Source organism: Moorena sp. SIO1G6, from assembly GCF_010672795.1.
In the GTDB taxonomy this organism is placed as follows: Bacteria; Cyanobacteriota; Cyanobacteriia; order Cyanobacteriales; family Coleofasciculaceae; genus Moorena; species Moorena producens.
In genome coordinates this window covers 123,367-140,171 of record NZ_JAAHFZ010000015.1, presented here as the reverse complement: position 1 = coordinate 140,171, position 16,805 = coordinate 123,367, and the positions used below count along the sequence as shown (strand labels likewise).

Genomic DNA, 16,805 nt, shown 5'->3' with positions numbered 1-16,805 from the left:
ACCCGTCACCAGTTTCCGGTGACATCTTACCCGGCAATAGGGATTAGACTTGGCATAGTTTACCGAGGTTTCGACCGTTCCTCAGACCTAATATTGTTGCCGTTTTTACTCGTTCCGTCTATCAGATTGTTTCGACGATTTAGGGCAGTCCATTTTGCCTATCCTCTTCTCGGAGATTCCAATTGTCCTGCAAAGAACATTGTGAGAATGAGAGGATGAAGTCGCACATTTTGTTTTCAGATTGTGGCTTTGCGGTTAGACACTTTTTCAGGACTTTTGCTACTGTTACCCATGTCGTCTCCCCAAAGCGCGGTAGTGTGGCTAATCTGTTTCACCTCTAATTCCGCCCTGGTGCCAGCTTCACTCTACAGGTTGCCGCCTGTTCGGTGTGGCCAAGATAGGGAGTCACTTGTCTCCTCAAGGGGTGGTTTTTCACCACCATCCGAAGGACAGTTAGAACTTTTGAGGTTATATACCTCGCGAGTCCCCCTAGTTATACCCCTCCTGTTTCAGGAGGCTCCTACTAGGAACGAGCCGCACTTACAGTCAGCATTTATCAACTCTCCTGCTCGGGACCTATAAAGCCCACGCTTAACTCGCCTTCCGCTTTCCTTCCACCCTTCGGGTTTTGCACCAAGTGTAGGTAGAAAATCACGATCTAGAAAGCTAGCTTTGCTTGTGTAAATTAGAGTCGATGTCCCCTATTACGGGGAGCACCTCTCCTTCAGAACCGTGCATGAAACTGCAATAGCGGCTTCCACCACGTCATCCAAGCTTGCTGAGGGACGACCGTAACGCAAATTCTCTAAAATACTGTCATTAAAAATAAACGTATCTTGACTGACCACCCCAATATCCCGTCGCCAATCTTCCAGACGATAATCTGCTAGAGGACGGCCATTGACTAGAATATCTCCTGCCGTTGGTTGATACAGCCCGATGAACAAATCCACAATCGAAGACTTACCTGCCCCCGACTCCCCGACTAAGGCAGTTACCTTGTTTCGAGGCAGAGTAAAAGTTAGATTCTTAAGGGCAAAATTATCATCGTTACTATAGGAAAGGCTTACAGACTTAAACTCAATATCTTCCCTTAGTCCTCTAAACGGCTCACTGCCCGAGTGCTCAAATACCTTATCTCTCTGGTCTAAAATCGTCTCTAACCGTACCATCCGAGCGCTGTTATCCACAAGAAATGTAATCGTGCCTGAAGTTCCTTTCAAGCGCCCCGATAACCGTTGCAAGGCCAGCAAAAAGGTCAACAACAGGGGTAGGATGGTGGCCTTACCCCCTTCAAATAGTACTGCGGAAGCGGCCAAAATTCCCAGGGCTACCATGGGCAAGGTATCTAAAATTGGCTCCGGCAGGTACAAGACCACTGCCCGCTTTTTTAGTTGTTTCTCGATGTTACCTAATAGCTGATTTGCCCCCGTTAGTGTCTGTGGCTGGGTACCAAAGGTATGCAACAACCTCAATGCTTGGATGCTCTGAGTAATATACTTAACCGACTCCACCTGGCTTGCCGTCACCCGCTTTACCACTCGTCGTAATCGGGGAATCAGCTTGTACTGCACATAAGCCACTGCCAGGATCAGCACCGTTGCCGCCCCTGCCAAGATGGGGGATAGGCGCACGATAATAACCAGGTAAACCAAGGAGAACGACAGATTTAGTACCAGATTGTTGAAGTATGTGATCTGCAGATCCACTGCCAAAGCCGCATCATTGGCAAAAAGTACTAGGTCACCGACCTTATAGCGGCTCACACAGCCATAGCTAAAAGTCATAATCCGTTCAAACACTTTGCCCGTCACATAGGGCTGTGCTTTGGCCGATAGGTAAGCTGTCGATACCTTATTGACATAGTTACTGACACTTAAGCCGATTTGCAGCACCACTGCCCCAAAGATTAATACTAAAAACATTTGCTCTGGTGGCAAAGGCAGAATCTTAGCAAGGATTTGAGCTATTGTTGGATTGGTTGGTGTGTCTGTTCCAGGGTCATCAGTCCCGGTTAAGTAACCAATTGCTAGATAAATAACACCTAGGGTGCTGCCCTCTAGGACGGCACTGACGAGATTAGTAACCAGGTTAATCCCAATCAGCCACCAGTTTTTCCGGGCTGTCTCCCCGACCAGAACATAGGCTGGCGATCGGAAATTAGGAATGAGTTTTTTCAGTTTTTTCACAATTAATATAGGTTTTTTATTTGAGATTTAAATATAAGATTGAACTAAATCGCCCCAAAATCCTTAACCCCATAAAACCCAATCCTTCTAGACTGCCTACGAGTAAACTCTCCCACAGAAGAGTTACCATCCGGATCGATTACCCCTGTTACCTGCTGCCATAACTCAACCGGAGCCAACGATACCTTATAAATGCGATCGCCACTCTTGCACACGTGATACCACTTGCTTTCCTGGCACTGACTACACCAAAAAGCCTCTAGCCACTCTCCTTCCAGAGCTACTGTGGTTTTACTGGCTATCAGCATCAAGGCATATTTTTGTTTAACACCACGCTGCTGAAGTTGTCCTGCTCGATCGGCAAACAACCGATACTTTTGACTAACGCTATCAAGGTAGCAACCATGAATGGGACATAAAATAGCTCTTCGTTTAGAACGCTTCCGGTTGCGTTGACATCGTTTGGTTTGAGGTGTTGATGGTGGCATTAGGGAATTTAGAATTTAGAATGCGCGAATTGAGAATGAAGAATTGAGAATGAAGAATTGAGAATGAAGAATTGAGAATGAAGAATTGAGAATGAAGAATTGAGAATGCGCGAATTTAGAATCGGGAGGCAAGTGTAGAACAGGCATCTTGCCTGTTGCCCAACCCTAGAACCGGCATCTTGCCTGTTTCATTTCCGGGCAGCCAGGATGGCCACCCCACTCCTATTCATTCCGCCCCTCAGCAATGCCCTTATAGCTGATACGCGACACGCTGATAGCTTACATTCAACTCACAAAATTTTCTGAATACGGCCTCTTGCCACTATTCGCGCATTCTAAATTCGCGCATTCTAAATTCCCGATTCTCTACTCCCTACTCCCTTCTTCTCCAAGAAGTCCCACAAATTCTCGCAAAGCCACACTAGAACCAAACTGCCATCCCTTATTAATGTATTGGGGAATTGTTTCTTTCACCGGGAAATTTGGAAAAATTTCGCTGGTTTGAACCTCTAAATAGCGGCCACTTTCAAATCGATAGATGTGAATTGTGTCCGCTTTGTAAATCCAAACTTCTGGAACAGCTAGAGGAATGTAGTCGTTAATATCAGTAATTGAAGTCAGGTCAATTTCTAGGGCGAGATCCGGTGGTGGATCTTGGCTCAGGTCTAGTCTTCGCTTTCCTAAAATTGCTTGGTAATTTTGGATGTAGAAACAAGCATCTGGCTCCACTCCAGGCATTCCCCCTTGCCTGAGGGTAATGGGATCAAAGCTCTGCCAATCTTTTCCTTCATAGCGTAGCAGTGCTTTAACTAAGTCAGCCAGTATATCAGCTTGGTTACCGTGTTCAGGAAGAGGAGCCATGAGCAAAATCTGATTATCTCGAAATCGCATGCGAATACTAGCCCGGTCACCAAGCTTTACCAACAGCTGCTCATAGTCTTCCCAAGTTCCTGGGAACCGCAATTGAGTTCCAGGAGCTAGATCAATAGTGGTTGGGGTGATGGTGGGCAACATATCGCAAAGGGAACAGGGAATTTAGAATTTAGAATGCGCGAATTTAGAATCGGGAATCGGGAATCGGGAATCGGGAATCGGAACCCACCCCTAACCCCTCCCAGGAGGGGAACGGTAATCGGGAGCAGGTGGAAGAAGAGTGGCAAGTGTAGAATAGGCATCTTGCCTGTTTCATTTTATTTAAAAGCTAATAGCTGATAGCTGATAGCACCTCAAGTAGCACCTCAAGTAGCGCATTAGCTGATAGCTTACCCTAAAACTCTTCCCCCTACTCCCTATTCCCTGTTCCCTGTTCCCAGATCCGCTGTTCCCTACTCCCTACATTACAAATCATCAGGATTGACCCCAAGGCTACGCAATCGTTCTGCCAATCGTTCAGCCCGTTGGTGTTCCTGTTCAGCCCGTTCTGCTGAAGTTGGAATCCAATTACCAGCTTCATCATACCAACGCAGCCACAACCCTTCTGTTTCTTGATATTTCCCCTGCCAAACTCCTAACCCTAATTCCAGCCTTGGAAACCAAAATTTCGGTTCAGAAAGTTCTACCGCCTGATACTGTATGGGCATTAATTGAAACACCCGGAACTGGTTGTCATAACGGTCAAAAACCACATAATAAGGAATCCGCATGTACTGCTCATAAGCTTGCCATTTAGTAGGTGGCTTGTTCGCAGACCTTAGGGTTTGTCCTAAATCTTCGGCTTCGGTACCTGGTGATAGGAGTTCCACCACTAAAAATGGGGCTATTCCTTCCTGCCAAACCACATAACTCCAGCGCAGGTCTAGTTGTTGTTGAGCGGGAGTCACACCCAATACCAGAAACCAATCCGGTCGCTTGTGCCATAACGAATTACGGCTATCGTAATATAAATTCAGGTCTGTACCAATGAACATTTCCTCCCTAGGGTAGTTGGGAGGTTGGCAGGTTTCTCGCAATAGTTGGGGTTGGAAGTCATGAAACTCGTCAGGCAAACCAGGCTCCTCTGGGTCTTCACTAGGTAGATCATACATAGTGGGCATAGTTTCCCTGGGAGGACGGGGTGGGTCAGTGTGGTACATGATCCTCTGTTGAACCTGATAGTTTGAGCATAGCATCTTGAGCTTTAGGGAATAGGGAGCAGGGAGTCGGGAATTTAGAATTTAGAATGCGCGAATTTAGAATCGGGAATTTAGTGCGTAGGGTGCGTTAGGGGCGGGCTTGCCCTGATTTTCAACCTCGTAGCCAGCGTTGGGATAGTCCGCCCCGTAACGCACCACCAAGTAGAATTTAGAATCGGGAATTGGGAGCAGGGGGGACAAGAGTGGCAAGTGTAGAACAGGCATCTTGCCTGTGGCCTCAACTGTAGAACAGGCATCTTGCCTGTGGCCTCAACTGTAGAACAGGCATCTTGCCTGTGGCCTCAACTGTAGAACAGGCATCTTGCCTGTGGCCTCAACTGTAGAACAGGCCTCTTGCCTGTGGCCTCAAGTGTAGAACAGGCATCTTCCCTGTTTCCTCAAGTGTAGAACAGGCCTCTTGCCTGTGGCCTCAAGTGTAGAACAGGCATCTTCCCTGTTTCCTCAAGTGTAGAACAGGCCTCTTGCCTGTGGCCTCAAGTGTAGAACAGGCATCTTGCCTGTGGCCTCAAGTGTAGAACAGGCATCTTGCCTGTGGCCTCAAGTGTAGAACAGGCATCTTGCCTGTGGCCTCAAGTGTAGAACAGGCATCTTCCCTGTTTCCTCAAGTGTAGAACAGGCATCTTGCCTGTGGCCTCAAGTGTAGAACAGGCATCTTCCCTGTTTCATTTTATTCAAAAGCTGATACGCGACACGCTGATACGCGACACGCTGATAGCTCATACCTCATACCTCATACCTCATAGCTTACCCGACTCCCGACTCCCGACTCCCGACTCCCTAAAACCATAGACACACAATCTCCCCCTTAATCACTTTCCTGCTGTTGACATCACAACTAATGAAAAGTGGTGTGGGGAGAGACTGAGATCAACAGGACCATCGAAGCCCACTCCTAAAATTAAATACTAGATAGTTATTACTATCTAGTATTTAATTTTAGTTCGTAGGGTGGGTTAGGCTGGGCAAGGATTTTGAGGGATTACCAATCAGTTTGTATCCGCGCCGTAACCCACCTTCTTGAAATTTCGCGCCTGACTACGGACGCTTTTTAATTAGCGCGGGTTGCCAATTTTATTTTTTAGATGATTTCCTAAACAAACCAGTAAAACAAACTAGTAAACTAAACTATTAGTAGTTAGACCCCAATTATTTATTCTTATTAACTGAGAGCTTTCAGGATAATTTAGAAAATTGGTGGGATAATTTTGTTTAATCCTAAACATAGTTTTCTTAAACAATCTAATCCCCATCCTACCCTTTATCATTAATAACTAGATAATCATATAGTCGTTAATTGGCTTTTATGAAATTAGTTAATGTAAGCATTCAGCTATCAGCTATCAGCTATCAGCTATCAGTTATCAGCTTATGGGCTATGGACAGGCTACTTGAGGTGCTTATGGGCATAGGGTAAGCAAAGGGAACAGCTTTTGAATAAAACCGGTAAGCATTAGTTTAATCTGAGTTATGGAAAGCTGTTCGCGCAGCGTGAGCTTTTAGCTCACGGCTGACCGCACCTCAAGTAGCGTGAGCTTTTAGCTCACGGCTGACCGCTGACGGCTGAATGCTTACTAGTTAATTAATAACTTATATAGCACTACGCATTCAGATGTTTAACATTCCTAAACTCCGAAACTTAGTCATAGCTTACTTCTGACTTCTTACTTCTTACTTCTTACTTGCGCCTAGCGCTATAGCGAGCACCGATTGAAATAAATTATTTACTAAAGCAAGTCAAAAAAACTAGTAAAACCAACGCTTATTAGTTAGGCGTTAGGTACCAATTATTTATTCTTAGTAACTGAGATATGTCAGGACAATTGAGTAAATTTGTGGAATAATTTGTGGGATAATTTTGTTTAATCCTTAATTTAATTTTAGGGAACAATTTTTCCAGGAATTAATACTATCAAAAAACGGCGCATAAGTCAAGGTCATAAGGCAAAAGGCAATAGGCATGCTAGCAATAGGCAAGCTAGTGCTGTAGGGAGCGGTTAGCGATAGCGTAACCCCACAAAAGCCTCACGCTTTGTTGGGTTTCGTTGCCTCAACCCAACCTACGCCATGATCTAAAGTCAGTCAACCAGGGGAAATTGCTTATCCTTTTGCCTCTTGCCTTTTGCCTCTTGCCTACTCCCGACTCCCGACTCCCTACTGCCTACTTAAGGCTTCACAAAGAACCTGATCATACTGTTTAGCAATCACTTCAGGAGTAAAATTCTCTAGTAAATACTCACGACCAGCCTGACCTAGGGAGTTTACTAACTCCTGATTAGCGGCCAGAGAGCGGATATAGTCAGCCAGACCTTGGCTGTCTCCATTCACGAAGCTGGCACCGCACTTAGCCTTGGCAATCAGCTCAGTTAAGTACGCTTGAGGAGAGCAAATTACCGCCACGGGAACCCCAGCAGCTAACGCAGAGTAGAGTTTGCTAGGAGCCACTAAGCTTTCCATACCAGGAATCACACTTACTAAGGAGAGATCGCAAGCGGTTAATGAGTAAGGCAGCACGTCTTTGTCTTGGTAGGGCAAAAACCGAAAATTAGTTAAACCTAAGCGCTTCACGTCCTCGATTAAGGCTTCTCGCTTCGCACCACTACCAATACAGACAAACTGAATCGGTTCGTCTTTCAGTAATTTAGCAGTCTCAAGAATCGTATCAATATCATGGCAGCGCCCCATATTACCAGAGTAAAGCACCGTAAACTTATTCACTAAGTTGTGCTTCTGGGCAAACCAGTTATCTGGCTTGGGAAGTGGCACAATCACATCTGGGTTAGCCCAACTGTGAATCACTGCAACCTTGTTAGCTAGTTTAGGACAAGTATCTATCACTCGTTGCTTCATGGCTGAACTGAGGACAATAATTGCCTCCGCTTTACGCCAAACCCGACGATTGAGACCTCTCCAAAATCGAGCCAAGGGATGATCGTGACCAATGACTCCTAACTCCACAGCAATGTCTGGATAAAAATCGTAAATTAGGCAAACATAGCGCATACCAAAAATCCTACGAGCCAGGTAGGCAACCACAGGGAAAAACGGTGGCGCAGTCGTTAATAACACCAAATTACGACGACGATAGTTTTTAACTAAGTGCAAGAAAGCTCGCACAGCAAAAATTAAGCCATTGACAGCCTTGCCACGAATCCGCTGAGGCCAAAGTTGAGCCGCACGCGATCGCTTAATTTGTACTTTTCCCAATTTTTCATACATTGGTGCAGTGGCAGTCTCAAAAGCATAGCCTGGTTGCCCAGTAAACACCTTAATATCCATCCCTTGTTTGCCCAATTGCATCACCAACTCTTGAATTAGCTGGCCAGTCGCAGCATAGTCAGGAGGGAAAAACTGAGTTAGTACAGACAGCCGCAGAGACTGGTCACTAACTGTATTTGTTGGTAACCAGTCTTTAATTGGGTTTGATGTTTTTAGTTGTTTAAGTAAAATCATAGCTCCACTGATAGTCTTTTCAATTGGTTGAAGTACTTTTGTTTTAGGGAGCAGGGAACAGGGAGTAGGGAGTAGGGAGTAGGGAATCGGGAATCGGAAATCGGGAATCGGGAGTAGGGAGTAGGGAGTAGGGAGTAGGGAGTAGGGAATCGGGAATCGGGAAGAGGAGGCACGCGGAGATAGCGCGCGGAGTATGGGGAGATGGCCATCTGGCCATCTCCCCAGCCACATTTAAAATTCAGATGTAATTAAGATCTGTAGCGTTTCTCGTACTAATCAGGTACAAAGAATTTTTTCTCTGCTCCCTGCTCCCTGCTCCCTGCTCCCTGCTCCCGACTCCCGACTCCCTACTCCCTGCTCCCCACTCCCTGCTCCATGGAAGAGCCATGAACAGACTGCCATGCTCTCCAAATCACCAATCCCAGTAAAATCGTTGTACTACCGACAATTACCGGACTGCGAGGAAACTGAACAGAGACTAGGGCTAAACTGCCAGCCCATAACGTGAGGGCGTAAATCAGTAACACCGTTAGTCGATGAGACAAACCTGCCTTTAACAAACGATGATGGAGATGGCGTTGATCAGCCTGGAAAGGTGAACTGCCGTGACATAATCTCAGGGTAATCACAGCAGACATGTCTAAAAGGGGTACTGCCAAGACCAGAAAGGGTAAGAGGACTGTGGTAGCTACGGCACTCTTGACCAATCCAATCACACTCAGGCTAGCGATAGTGAAACCGATGAAGTAGGAGCCACCATCTCCCATAAAAATTTGGGCTGGATTGAAGTTGTAGTACAAAAATCCTAATAAACTCCCTACTAATGCCGCACTAATTAGTGCGGCCTCGGTTTCGCCCATGAACAAACTGAGGAGCAAAATCATCACCCCAGCAATACCAGCCACTCCTGAAGCCAAGCCATCCAGTCCATCAATCCAGTTAATCCCGTTGACAACCCCTGTCAGCCAGAGGACGGTAAGAGGTAAGCTGAGCCATCCTAAGTGTACAATTCCCACTCCTGGAAGGCTGACAACGCTAATCCCCAGCCCCATTTGCCAAGCGACACTAGCAACGACCGCTTGGAGTAACAAGCGCGTTAACGGCGATAAATTCACCAAGTCGTCTGTGACGCCAATCAAGAAAAAGCAGAAACTGCCGAGAAGAACTGCCCAAACCTCTGAAGAAACGTCAGGGGGAAAATCAGCCAACCCTCCTAGACTCCAGACTAAAAACAGAGCAAGTAAGGTGCCAGCACAAATAGAAATTCCCCCTAAACGCACCATCGGTTGTCGATGCACTTTACGCTCGGCTGGTAAGTCAGTGTACTGATACTTGATGGCAGCCGCTTTAACTAAAGGAATAGTCTTGAAAACAATTAAAGCGGCAATAATGAAGGCAACTACATAATATCCAAAGGAAACCATGGTGCAATAGCGTAAGAATTATCAGATCTCAGAACCAGGATTTATAGCACTACGCATTCAGATGTTTGACATTCCTAAACTCCGAAACTTAGTCATATCTGATTTCTGACTTCTGACTTCTAACTTCTGACTTGCGCGTAGCGCTATACCTAAGGGGCTTGTACTTCTGAAGCATCTAATTCTTGTATAAGCTGATTTCCTTGCTCTAATAAACTTGGCCACTCTGCACAATTAGAAGCCACACAAGAATCTAGCTGCTGCACAAGCTGTTGAGCAGCCTCGACCTGCTTTGCGTTATCCACCAATGTTGCCGTATTGCCTGATACATTGGTACCTGTGATGTCTGAAACATTAGGACCAGTAATATCTGAAATATTCAGACCAGTAATATCTGACAAGTTATTCGCCAGCCCAGGCAAAACTGGAGTGAATCCCACCGCCAAAGCAGTGATTGCCAAAATACTGGTAGTTTGATTTTTAATTGAGGAAATGAGTTTCATGATTTACCTCTGTGAATTTACCTCGTGAATTTACCTCGGTGTAACGTGTTAGCTTGCCTTAAAGGCAGTTGAGTCTAAACCAGAATCTCATAAAATGAGATCCACCAGAGAGAGAACATCGCCAATTGAGCCACCAACACCCAAAACAAAACGGGCTCCGTCACCTTGACCAGCAATATCTCTTACGGCTGGAGTAATTACAAGAGGGATACCTTTAAAAGGGACTATTGATGCCCCTATTGCTAAATCTTGTCCCGTCCACTCTGTAATTAAACTTACCGACGGGAGCACTCCCACACCCAAACTACCAAAGAAACCAATACTGTTTTCCCCATTAGTTATTTGTTCTACACTGCGAAACCGACCTGTACCAGCTCCTACAGTGATTACTACACGACTAAAAGGGTCATTAATGTTACGTCTGAGGTTAAACACCTTGGTAACTGCCCCGTAGTAGGTATTCTCGAAATCATTAAATTCAGTCGGACTACCTTCTGGTAATCGTCCCACGTTAATAATTCCTTCTCCTCCTAAAGCAACAGCCCATCCCGGAGCAAATTGAGCATGCAACTTGGCATTCACACCGCCACTACCAAGGGGTCGGCTACCACCAAAACTAGCGATCGTATAGGACAACTGTAATCCCACTGAGTCCCTCGCGTCGCCAAGACCGAAGCCAAATCCTAATGTTCCATCCCTACCACCTCCAATCAAACCACCGCTATTATTGCTAAAGCGCGTGCGAGATTGAAAGCCAAAGCCAACAAAGCCTCTGTAGTTATCAGCTCCAAATCCGGAGGGATTGGAAATGTTAAACCCTGGAGAAATTGAAGAAGTCTTACGGAAATTAGGCGCTAATTTGTAAGAATCTAGTTGCTTTTGTAACTTGCGGATTTGCTCTTGAGTTGATGGAGGAATTGGGGAAGAGTTTGGGGATTCAGAGGAGTCACTAGATTGAGAAACTAGTGTTCTCGATACTAGTTGATCAGGTGTATAGGCTGGAGTAACGTCAGCACCACTGGTTCTAGAGTGCCAAGTCAAAGATGAACTAGATCCTAACCATTGACTGGAAAAACGGCTTCTTGTTGACGTTAATCTTGCTTGAGTTGTACCGGTTTCAGTTGTTACCTTGGGAACCGAGTTAACTTGATTACCAGCAACTATTCCAGCTCCCAAGACTGGAGTTGCTAAGTTAGAGATGGCACCGAGATGGTTAATTCGTTGTGGACTGGCTTTAATCTCAGGGTCAGTAGTACGGAGGGCCACGGGAGTTGCTCCCAGCATTACATTTACCGATGGACCCTTAACAGTAGGAACAGAGGTTCCTAAATCCTTGTAGTTAGATTGTGAATTAGCAGTTGCTGGAGCTTGACCCCCTAGAAACCAGGGAGTTAACACAGCAAAACTGTAAGTTGCAAGCTTGGAAATGTGCATCATGCCTTAAGCTGACTCTGAATTTGAGTGTCAGTCCGTAACGTTTGAATAGTCTAAGTGTGGTGTAGCGCACTCCCAGAAAAACGATGCAGTAATTCAGAAGTGTTGAACATTAATAAAACTTAACAAATATCTAGGCAAAAATAGGTTATTATTTACTAATATTTACCTATTGAATAATTTTAAATTATGAGTGATTCCATTAAAAAAATCATCAAATATATCCTCAAAGATTTACCTAAAAATGATGATCCAGTCCTAAATACTAAATTATTCGTAAGTTGTTGGGTTGGTTATTGTTTGGATCAAAGCTTAAGCAGTATGAGGGATTTATTTCAACGATTAAATTATACGGGAATTAATCTTCATATTTATACTTTTTCCAAAGCTAGCAAACAAAGAAGTATTGAACCATGTCTTGAGGCAGTCGCTCATGGTTTGAAGTTACCGTAAGACAGTTGAGCCTTAATCAATGGAGGCGCGCTTTCCTATGGCGAATTAAATTACGGGGTCGCGCCTCAAGTTTTAACCCTTTTTTGCATAACCTACCAACCATAAAGGCTCAACTGTCTTAGGTTTCGTCTCCGGGGAAACCCCCAAGACCGCGCTGCCTCGCTTTTAATAATTTTTGAAAAGTTACTTCAAAAAAAACAATTTAATAAATCTCAATTTAATCCCTCCAATAAAAATAGCGCAACGCTACCAAATTTGTCCGATTGATTCAACAATAATAACTCTAACCAGCAAATTACTTTTTAAAATTGGTTATAGCCAAGTTAAACTAATTAGTGGATTAAATTTATCAACAGGAGTTCCCGAAGATACTTTAATAAATTTTGGCTCAAATCATGACTATAACTATGGACAAGAAATGATAGATGCATTGCCCAAAAATGCTATAGCCGTAATGGATAGAGGCTTTGCTTCTCTAAATTTTATCAAACAAAATAGCCTAATGAATAATTATTTTGTGCTAAGATTACCTAATAATTATAAACTACAGTTTTTGGAAAAATCTGAGTTTATGAAGGTCGGCACTGGTCAAAAATCAGGAATTTACAGAGTTATTAATTTTTGTGATCTAGAAAATAGATCTGAATATAAGACCTCTCCAAAAACTTGAAAGTATCTCAGTAACTGCTTTTCAGCCCTCAAATTGACCAAGTCAATTAAACCGTTGAATTAACGCTATAATAGGCTTTACGAAGCTATTGATATTAATTTATCACCAAAACTATGAGCAGATATAACCTCAATTGTTTCAGCACTTTCAGAGGCTTTTGTTACTTGTAATACTAAGGCTCCTGTTCCTGGGGGGGCGACATGAGAGCTAAAAAGTAGACTGTATAAGCTTCATAGCTCTCATACCTCGTAAATAATTATCGAGCTTATGACGACTTAAACGCATCAAATTTTCAACTAATTCCCAACATTTATCCATAAAATTAATCCACTTTTGGCCATAATTACCAATATAAAAACTGGACGGTGCGCTTTCCAATGGGCGAGTAAATCGCCCTTGGGTCGCACCGCTATGTCTTTTAGTTGTTCGCCCATATTATTTGACTCTAGCCACATACTTTTGAACTCCTTTTTTATTAATTTTATCTCCTTGAGATGTAGCAAATAGATAAGCAAAAGATCTTAAAAGAACTAAAGACAAAAAACGTTTTCCTACTACATTACTGCCTTCCATATTATATCCACCACTTTGATAATCTCGAAACATTTCTTCAATACCAAAACGTTGTCTTGATGCAGTCGCTCATGGTTTGAAGTTACCGTAAGACAGTTGAGCCTTAATCAATGGAGGCGCGCTTTCCTATGGCGAATTAAATTACGGGGTCGCGCCTCAAGTTTTAACCCTTTTTTGCATAACCTACCAACCATAAAGGCTCAACGTAATCAGGTTTCGTCTCCGGGGAAACCCCCAAGACCGCGCTGCATCGCTTTTTATAAGCAGCAATTGCTTCCGAGGTACTGCTCATATTTGTTATAATAAACCAACCTTCTTTTGTTACGGATTTTCGATAACTCTTTTTCCATTTACAGGCGATATTAAATCCAGCAATTTGTTTATTTTTTGTCACTTTTACATTTTCAAAAAATAAAGATATTCCCGGTTTTAATCCACAATTTTTTAAGGAAATCCAACCCGAATTATTAAGTTCAATTTTTTCCGATTCTTTTAGTCTTAAACAAAATGTAAAACCTTGTGTATCTAGCCATTTAGCCAATTTTACTGAACAAAATTCTCGGTCTCCTTGACAACATCATAGCTATCAAATAGCCCTATAATAGTTGATAAGCTGTTATGCATTTAAGCTGTGATAACAGCATTACCTTGATTTTTAATTTTTCGATCCCATTTAATAACTAATCCTCCTTCATTTAAAAGATGATTGAGCAAAATTTATAACTCTTCGATAGATTCAAAAAGACGATTAGCAATATATTCTTTAGCTGAATGCCAAACTAATTCAATTAAGTTATAGTCTGGGCTATATTTTGGCAAATACTCTAAATGTATATTAGACATCTCCAGAAACTCGGTTTTGACCCAGGCAGTGCAAGGGTTTGAGGTTAATTTTTGGAGATGTCTATTAGGCATTTCAGTTTCTATTTTATCGATATATTCGGCTTTCTTATGAAAACTAGCATTATCCAAAATAATTACTATTTTTGGTCCTTTTTTCACAAAGTATTCTTTTTTATTACCTGCTTTTATCCATTCATTGATTAGCTCTTCATAAAAAAGCTTTAAGACTTCATAAAAACTTTTACTATTGCTTTTTTTAAGAAAATCTACAAATCTTTTCTTATCTGAATATCGTAAAGCTCCCATTACATTTACTCTGCCTTTTCTTCTGTCTCCTCTGACTTTTTTTCGCTTCCCCTTTTTACACCAGTTTTTCCTCCTTATTACTCTTAAACTGAAACCACTCTCATGAGGGGCTGTGTGGCGAACCTGCGTCGCCACCTTGAAAGCCCCGTCCCAAAACCATACCTGTAAAAGCTCTGGGTTTTCTTTTTCTATTTTTAAATATTCGGATAATTTTTCTTTGAATGCTTTTCTTTTTTCAGAATCTCTCTTCGATTCTAAGCTATACTTTGACCAGACGTAAACGTACTTTTTTTTTTCTAATATCCTTCGCACTTGTGATCCACTTAATTTAATTCCTGTTACTTTTTCTAAATAGGTTGCTAATCTTTGGGCTGACCATCGCCCAAATTCATATCCTAATTCTTGTGGTTCTTTTTCGACCGTATCTAATCAAATATCTATGTACTTATCTGTAGCTTTTTGATGATTACCTTTCATTCTTTGATCTTTAAGGGTTTCTAAGTTATCTGGGTCTCCGTGGACACACCAGTAACAAACTTTATTTTTTGAGCAGCCAATAAAATTAGCAATTTCTTGCTGTGTTTTGCCATCATTTAATAATAGCAAGATCAGAAGTCTCTCTCTAATATATCCATTTTCTTCTATTTTTAGAGCTTTTTGAATTTTTGGTTTTTGCTCTGATGTGAGATGATTTTTAGCTGGCATCTTTTTTTATGGAATTGTTGTTAACTCTATTATACCCAATTTAAATGCGCAACAGCTTATAATTTTTTTTTGCTCTGAAAAATTACTTGAACCAAGTTTTGAAAGAAGTTCAAAATAAATTGGTATTGCTCGATTTTTATAAATTAGACTAATCATCAATAAATTTTTGTCCTTCCAATTAGTTCTATCGAGGGCTAAATAAATTTTCTGCTGTTTATTAAATCTTTGAAATATCCATTCTCTAATAATTGGAAACCACAAGGATTTTATTTGAAATATTGGTAAGGACAAAAATCTCTGCAACTTTTTACGTCTTGATCTAAATTGAATGGGTAAAGGTAATGACTCTGCGATTTTTTCAAGTTTAACATTTTTGGTATCTTGTATAATAATGACTACAAGGTTAAGAAATAATAATTGAGATTCGGAAAGTAGATTTTTTAGATGTTTTTGATATAATTCTGGTAGCATTTTAAATTGATAGGTCGTCTTGACAATTTCTGACCTATCTTTTTTTACCATAATTCGCTCAATTTAATATATATCAAGGGTTACAGGGCGCTTGTCGCCCCCCCAGCTCCTGTTCTCAATCTTACCAAACCGCATATTGTCAAAATTACCTCAGAATATTTACTAGAATTTAGGCGAAACCTTTCTCCCGCTATTTTAAAAATTTTCACCAATCTAATTACGTGTTCTACAAATATTCTGTTTGAAGATAATAGCTTGTTATATTTCTTTTCCTGTGAGGTTAATTCACCATTTTTTGGTTTTTTATGGGGAGTTTTTATTTGTTCTTCTCCAAGGTGCGCTTTCCAATGGCCGGGGAACCCGGCCTTGGGTCGCACCTCTATATAAGCTTTGTCTCCACTCAGTCGTTGTTTATCATCAAATTTTTTTAAACTTTCCCGACAAATATTTATATCACTTTTGGGGCCAGGTTTACCCACCACTACGTCCACAATATCTTCCCCTTTTGGCAACACAATAAAGCGGTGCGACCCAAGGGCGATTTACTCGCCCTTGGAGGCGCGCACCGTTTGGTTTTTAAATGTATGACTTTTCTTCTTACCAGAATAGAAATTTTTTTGCTGATTATAATCTTTTGGTCTTTCTCTGACTTGTTCAGCGCTATCTACTATTAACTCATATTCAGTCAAAGCTTCCCGAATTATCTCCGACTCTTCTTCGCACTTTTTTACTTGTTCTAATAGCGATGCAGCGCGGTCTTGGGGGTTTCCCCGGAGACGAAACCTGATTACGTTGAGCCTTTATGGTTGGTAGGTTATGCAAAAAAGGGTTAAAACTTGAGGCGCGACCCCGTAATTTAATTCGCCATAGGAAAGCGCGCCTCCATTGATTAAGGCTCAACTGTCTTACGGTAACTTCAAACCACTCGCTATTGCATCAAGACAAAGAAGCTGGTAGAGCTTCTCTCAAAAGAGATTGCCAGTAGTTAAAAGTAGAGTTTGCTGTAGATTCACTCACCTGAAACTGTAGTCCTAGAAGTTGAAAGTTTATGTGATGTCGTAAGTAAATTAACGTCAAGACTATTTGGTCTTCAAGCGATGCAGCGCGGTCTTGGGGAGGCAGCGCGGTCTTGGGGGTCTCCCCCATGAGCGACTGCCGTGGTTTCCC

At 42.5% G+C, this 16,805-nt stretch carries 13 protein-coding genes and 6 pseudogenes; 3 read left to right on the top strand and 16 right to left on the bottom strand.

Annotated elements, in window-relative coordinates; genetic code table 11:
* Positions 1-704 precede the first annotated feature (704 nt).
* From F6K63_RS16925 to F6K63_RS16900, 6 genes are all read right to left on the bottom strand, one after another.
* Positions 705-2,189 carry an ATP-binding cassette domain-containing protein gene (locus F6K63_RS16925; protein WP_287312730.1) on the bottom strand — a complete coding sequence of 495 codons (1,485 nt, stop codon included), beginning with the start codon at positions 2,187-2,189 and terminating at the stop codon, positions 705-707.
* Positions 2,190-2,233: 44 nt separating this feature from the next.
* Positions 2,234-2,677, bottom strand: a complete 444-nt coding sequence (locus F6K63_RS16920) for a hypothetical protein (RefSeq protein ID WP_287312729.1) — start codon at positions 2,675-2,677, stop codon at positions 2,234-2,236.
* 366 nt (positions 2,678-3,043) lie between these two features.
* A complete protein-coding gene (locus F6K63_RS16915) occupies positions 3,044-3,691 on the bottom strand; it encodes a Uma2 family endonuclease (RefSeq protein WP_009149813.1) in 648 nt (215 codons plus the stop codon).
* Between the two features lie 43 nt (positions 3,692-3,734).
* Positions 3,735-3,866 carry a hypothetical protein gene (locus tag F6K63_RS16910; RefSeq protein WP_267872083.1) on the bottom strand — a complete coding sequence of 44 codons (132 nt, stop codon included), beginning with the start codon at positions 3,864-3,866 and terminating at the stop codon, positions 3,735-3,737.
* A gap of 148 nt (positions 3,867-4,014) precedes the next feature.
* Positions 4,015-4,749, bottom strand: coding sequence for a Uma2 family endonuclease (locus F6K63_RS16905; protein ID WP_287297493.1), 735 nt, complete (start codon positions 4,747-4,749; stop codon positions 4,015-4,017).
* Between the two features lie 96 nt (positions 4,750-4,845).
* Positions 4,846-5,013, bottom strand: a complete 168-nt coding sequence (locus tag F6K63_RS16900; RefSeq protein WP_271969434.1) for a hypothetical protein — start codon at positions 5,011-5,013, stop codon at positions 4,846-4,848.
* A 417-nt stretch (positions 5,014-5,430) separates the two neighbouring features.
* On the opposite strand from F6K63_RS16900, the gene F6K63_RS16895 reads away from it, so the two are divergent.
* Positions 5,431-5,598, top strand: coding sequence for a hypothetical protein (locus F6K63_RS16895; protein ID WP_287297490.1), 168 nt, complete (start codon positions 5,431-5,433; stop codon positions 5,596-5,598).
* Positions 5,599-6,960: 1,362 nt separating this feature from the next.
* On the opposite strand, the gene F6K63_RS16890 is transcribed toward F6K63_RS16895, so the two are convergent.
* The 4 genes from F6K63_RS16890 to F6K63_RS16875 form a co-directional block, all read right to left on the bottom strand.
* Positions 6,961-8,490, bottom strand: coding sequence for a glycosyltransferase family 4 protein (locus F6K63_RS16890; RefSeq protein ID WP_287312728.1), 1,530 nt, complete (start codon positions 8,488-8,490; stop codon positions 6,961-6,963).
* Positions 8,491-8,606: 116 nt separating this feature from the next.
* A complete protein-coding gene (locus tag F6K63_RS16885; RefSeq protein ID WP_009149809.1) occupies positions 8,607-9,683 on the bottom strand; it encodes a glycosyltransferase family 4 protein in 1,077 nt (358 codons plus the stop codon).
* 149 nt (positions 9,684-9,832) lie between these two features.
* Positions 9,833-10,183 (bottom strand): hypothetical protein, encoded by a 351-nt coding sequence (locus tag F6K63_RS16880; RefSeq protein WP_009149808.1) that lies wholly within the window; start codon positions 10,181-10,183, stop codon positions 9,833-9,835.
* Positions 10,184-10,270: 87 nt separating this feature from the next.
* Positions 10,271-11,620 carry a hypothetical protein gene (locus F6K63_RS16875; RefSeq protein ID WP_143764229.1) on the bottom strand — a complete coding sequence of 450 codons (1,350 nt, stop codon included), beginning with the start codon at positions 11,618-11,620 and terminating at the stop codon, positions 10,271-10,273.
* Positions 11,621-11,806: 186 nt separating this feature from the next.
* Here F6K63_RS16875 and F6K63_RS16870 point away from each other — a divergent pair, with 186 nt between their 5' ends.
* Together F6K63_RS16870 and F6K63_RS16865 are read left to right on the top strand one after the other, a co-directional pair.
* Positions 11,807-12,070: a hypothetical protein gene (locus F6K63_RS16870; protein WP_009149806.1), complete on the top strand. Its 264-nt coding sequence runs from the start codon at positions 11,807-11,809 to the stop codon at positions 12,068-12,070.
* 104 nt (positions 12,071-12,174) lie between these two features.
* Positions 12,175-12,722 (top strand): annotated as a pseudogene (locus tag F6K63_RS16865) (transposase); the annotation flags it as partial.
* 453 nt (positions 12,723-13,175) lie between these two features.
* On the opposite strand, the gene F6K63_RS37870 reads toward F6K63_RS16865, so the two are convergent.
* The 6 genes and pseudogenes from F6K63_RS37870 to F6K63_RS16835 all read right to left on the bottom strand — a co-directional run.
* Positions 13,176-13,346 carry a hypothetical protein gene (locus F6K63_RS37870; protein ID WP_009149803.1) on the bottom strand — a complete coding sequence of 57 codons (171 nt, stop codon included), beginning with the start codon at positions 13,344-13,346 and terminating at the stop codon, positions 13,176-13,178.
* A gap of 217 nt (positions 13,347-13,563) precedes the next feature.
* Positions 13,564-13,881 (bottom strand): annotated as a pseudogene (locus F6K63_RS16855) (IS4 family transposase); the annotation flags it as partial.
* A gap of 56 nt (positions 13,882-13,937) precedes the next feature.
* Positions 13,938-15,167, bottom strand: a pseudogene (locus F6K63_RS16850) (IS630 family transposase).
* Between the two features lie 54 nt (positions 15,168-15,221).
* Positions 15,222-15,638: pseudogene (locus F6K63_RS16845) on the bottom strand (IS4 family transposase); the annotation flags it as partial.
* An 80-nt stretch (positions 15,639-15,718) separates the two neighbouring features.
* Positions 15,719-16,384, bottom strand: a pseudogene (locus F6K63_RS16840) (HARBI1 family protein); the annotation flags it as partial.
* 205 nt (positions 16,385-16,589) lie between these two features.
* Positions 16,590-16,736, bottom strand: a pseudogene (locus tag F6K63_RS16835) (helix-turn-helix domain-containing protein); the annotation flags it as partial.
* Positions 16,737-16,805: the final 69 nt, after the last annotated feature.

What these genes read in the sequence shown, in the direction of transcription:
- F6K63_RS16920 (WP_287312729.1), bottom strand. Translation starts at nt 2,677, where the DNA reads ATGCCACCATCAACACCTCAAACCAAACGATGTCAACGCAACCGGAAG.
- F6K63_RS16915 (WP_009149813.1), bottom strand. Translation starts at nt 3,691, where the DNA reads ATGTTGCCCACCATCACCCCAACCACTATTGATCTAGCTCCTGGAACT.
- F6K63_RS16910 (WP_267872083.1), bottom strand. Translation starts at nt 3,866, where the DNA reads ATGAAACAGGCAAGATGCCTATTCTACACTTGCCACTCTTCTTCCACC.
- F6K63_RS16905 (WP_287297493.1), bottom strand. Translation starts at nt 4,749, where the DNA reads ATGTACCACACTGACCCACCCCGTCCTCCCAGGGAAACTATGCCCACT.
- F6K63_RS16900 (WP_271969434.1), bottom strand. Translation starts at nt 5,013, where the DNA reads ATGCCTGTTCTACACTTGCCACTCTTGTCCCCCCTGCTCCCAATTCCC.
- F6K63_RS16890 (WP_287312728.1), bottom strand. Translation starts at nt 8,490, where the DNA reads ATGTGGCTGGGGAGATGGCCAGATGGCCATCTCCCCATACTCCGCGCG.
- F6K63_RS16885 (WP_009149809.1), bottom strand. Translation starts at nt 9,683, where the DNA reads ATGGTTTCCTTTGGATATTATGTAGTTGCCTTCATTATTGCCGCTTTA.
- F6K63_RS16880 (WP_009149808.1), bottom strand. Translation starts at nt 10,183, where the DNA reads ATGAAACTCATTTCCTCAATTAAAAATCAAACTACCAGTATTTTGGCA.
- F6K63_RS16875 (WP_143764229.1), bottom strand. Translation starts at nt 11,620, where the DNA reads ATGATGCACATTTCCAAGCTTGCAACTTACAGTTTTGCTGTGTTAACT.
- F6K63_RS16870 (WP_009149806.1), top strand. Translation starts at nt 11,807, where the DNA reads ATGAGTGATTCCATTAAAAAAATCATCAAATATATCCTCAAAGATTTA.
- F6K63_RS37870 (WP_009149803.1), bottom strand. Translation starts at nt 13,346, where the DNA reads ATGTTTCGAGATTATCAAAGTGGTGGATATAATATGGAAGGCAGTAAT.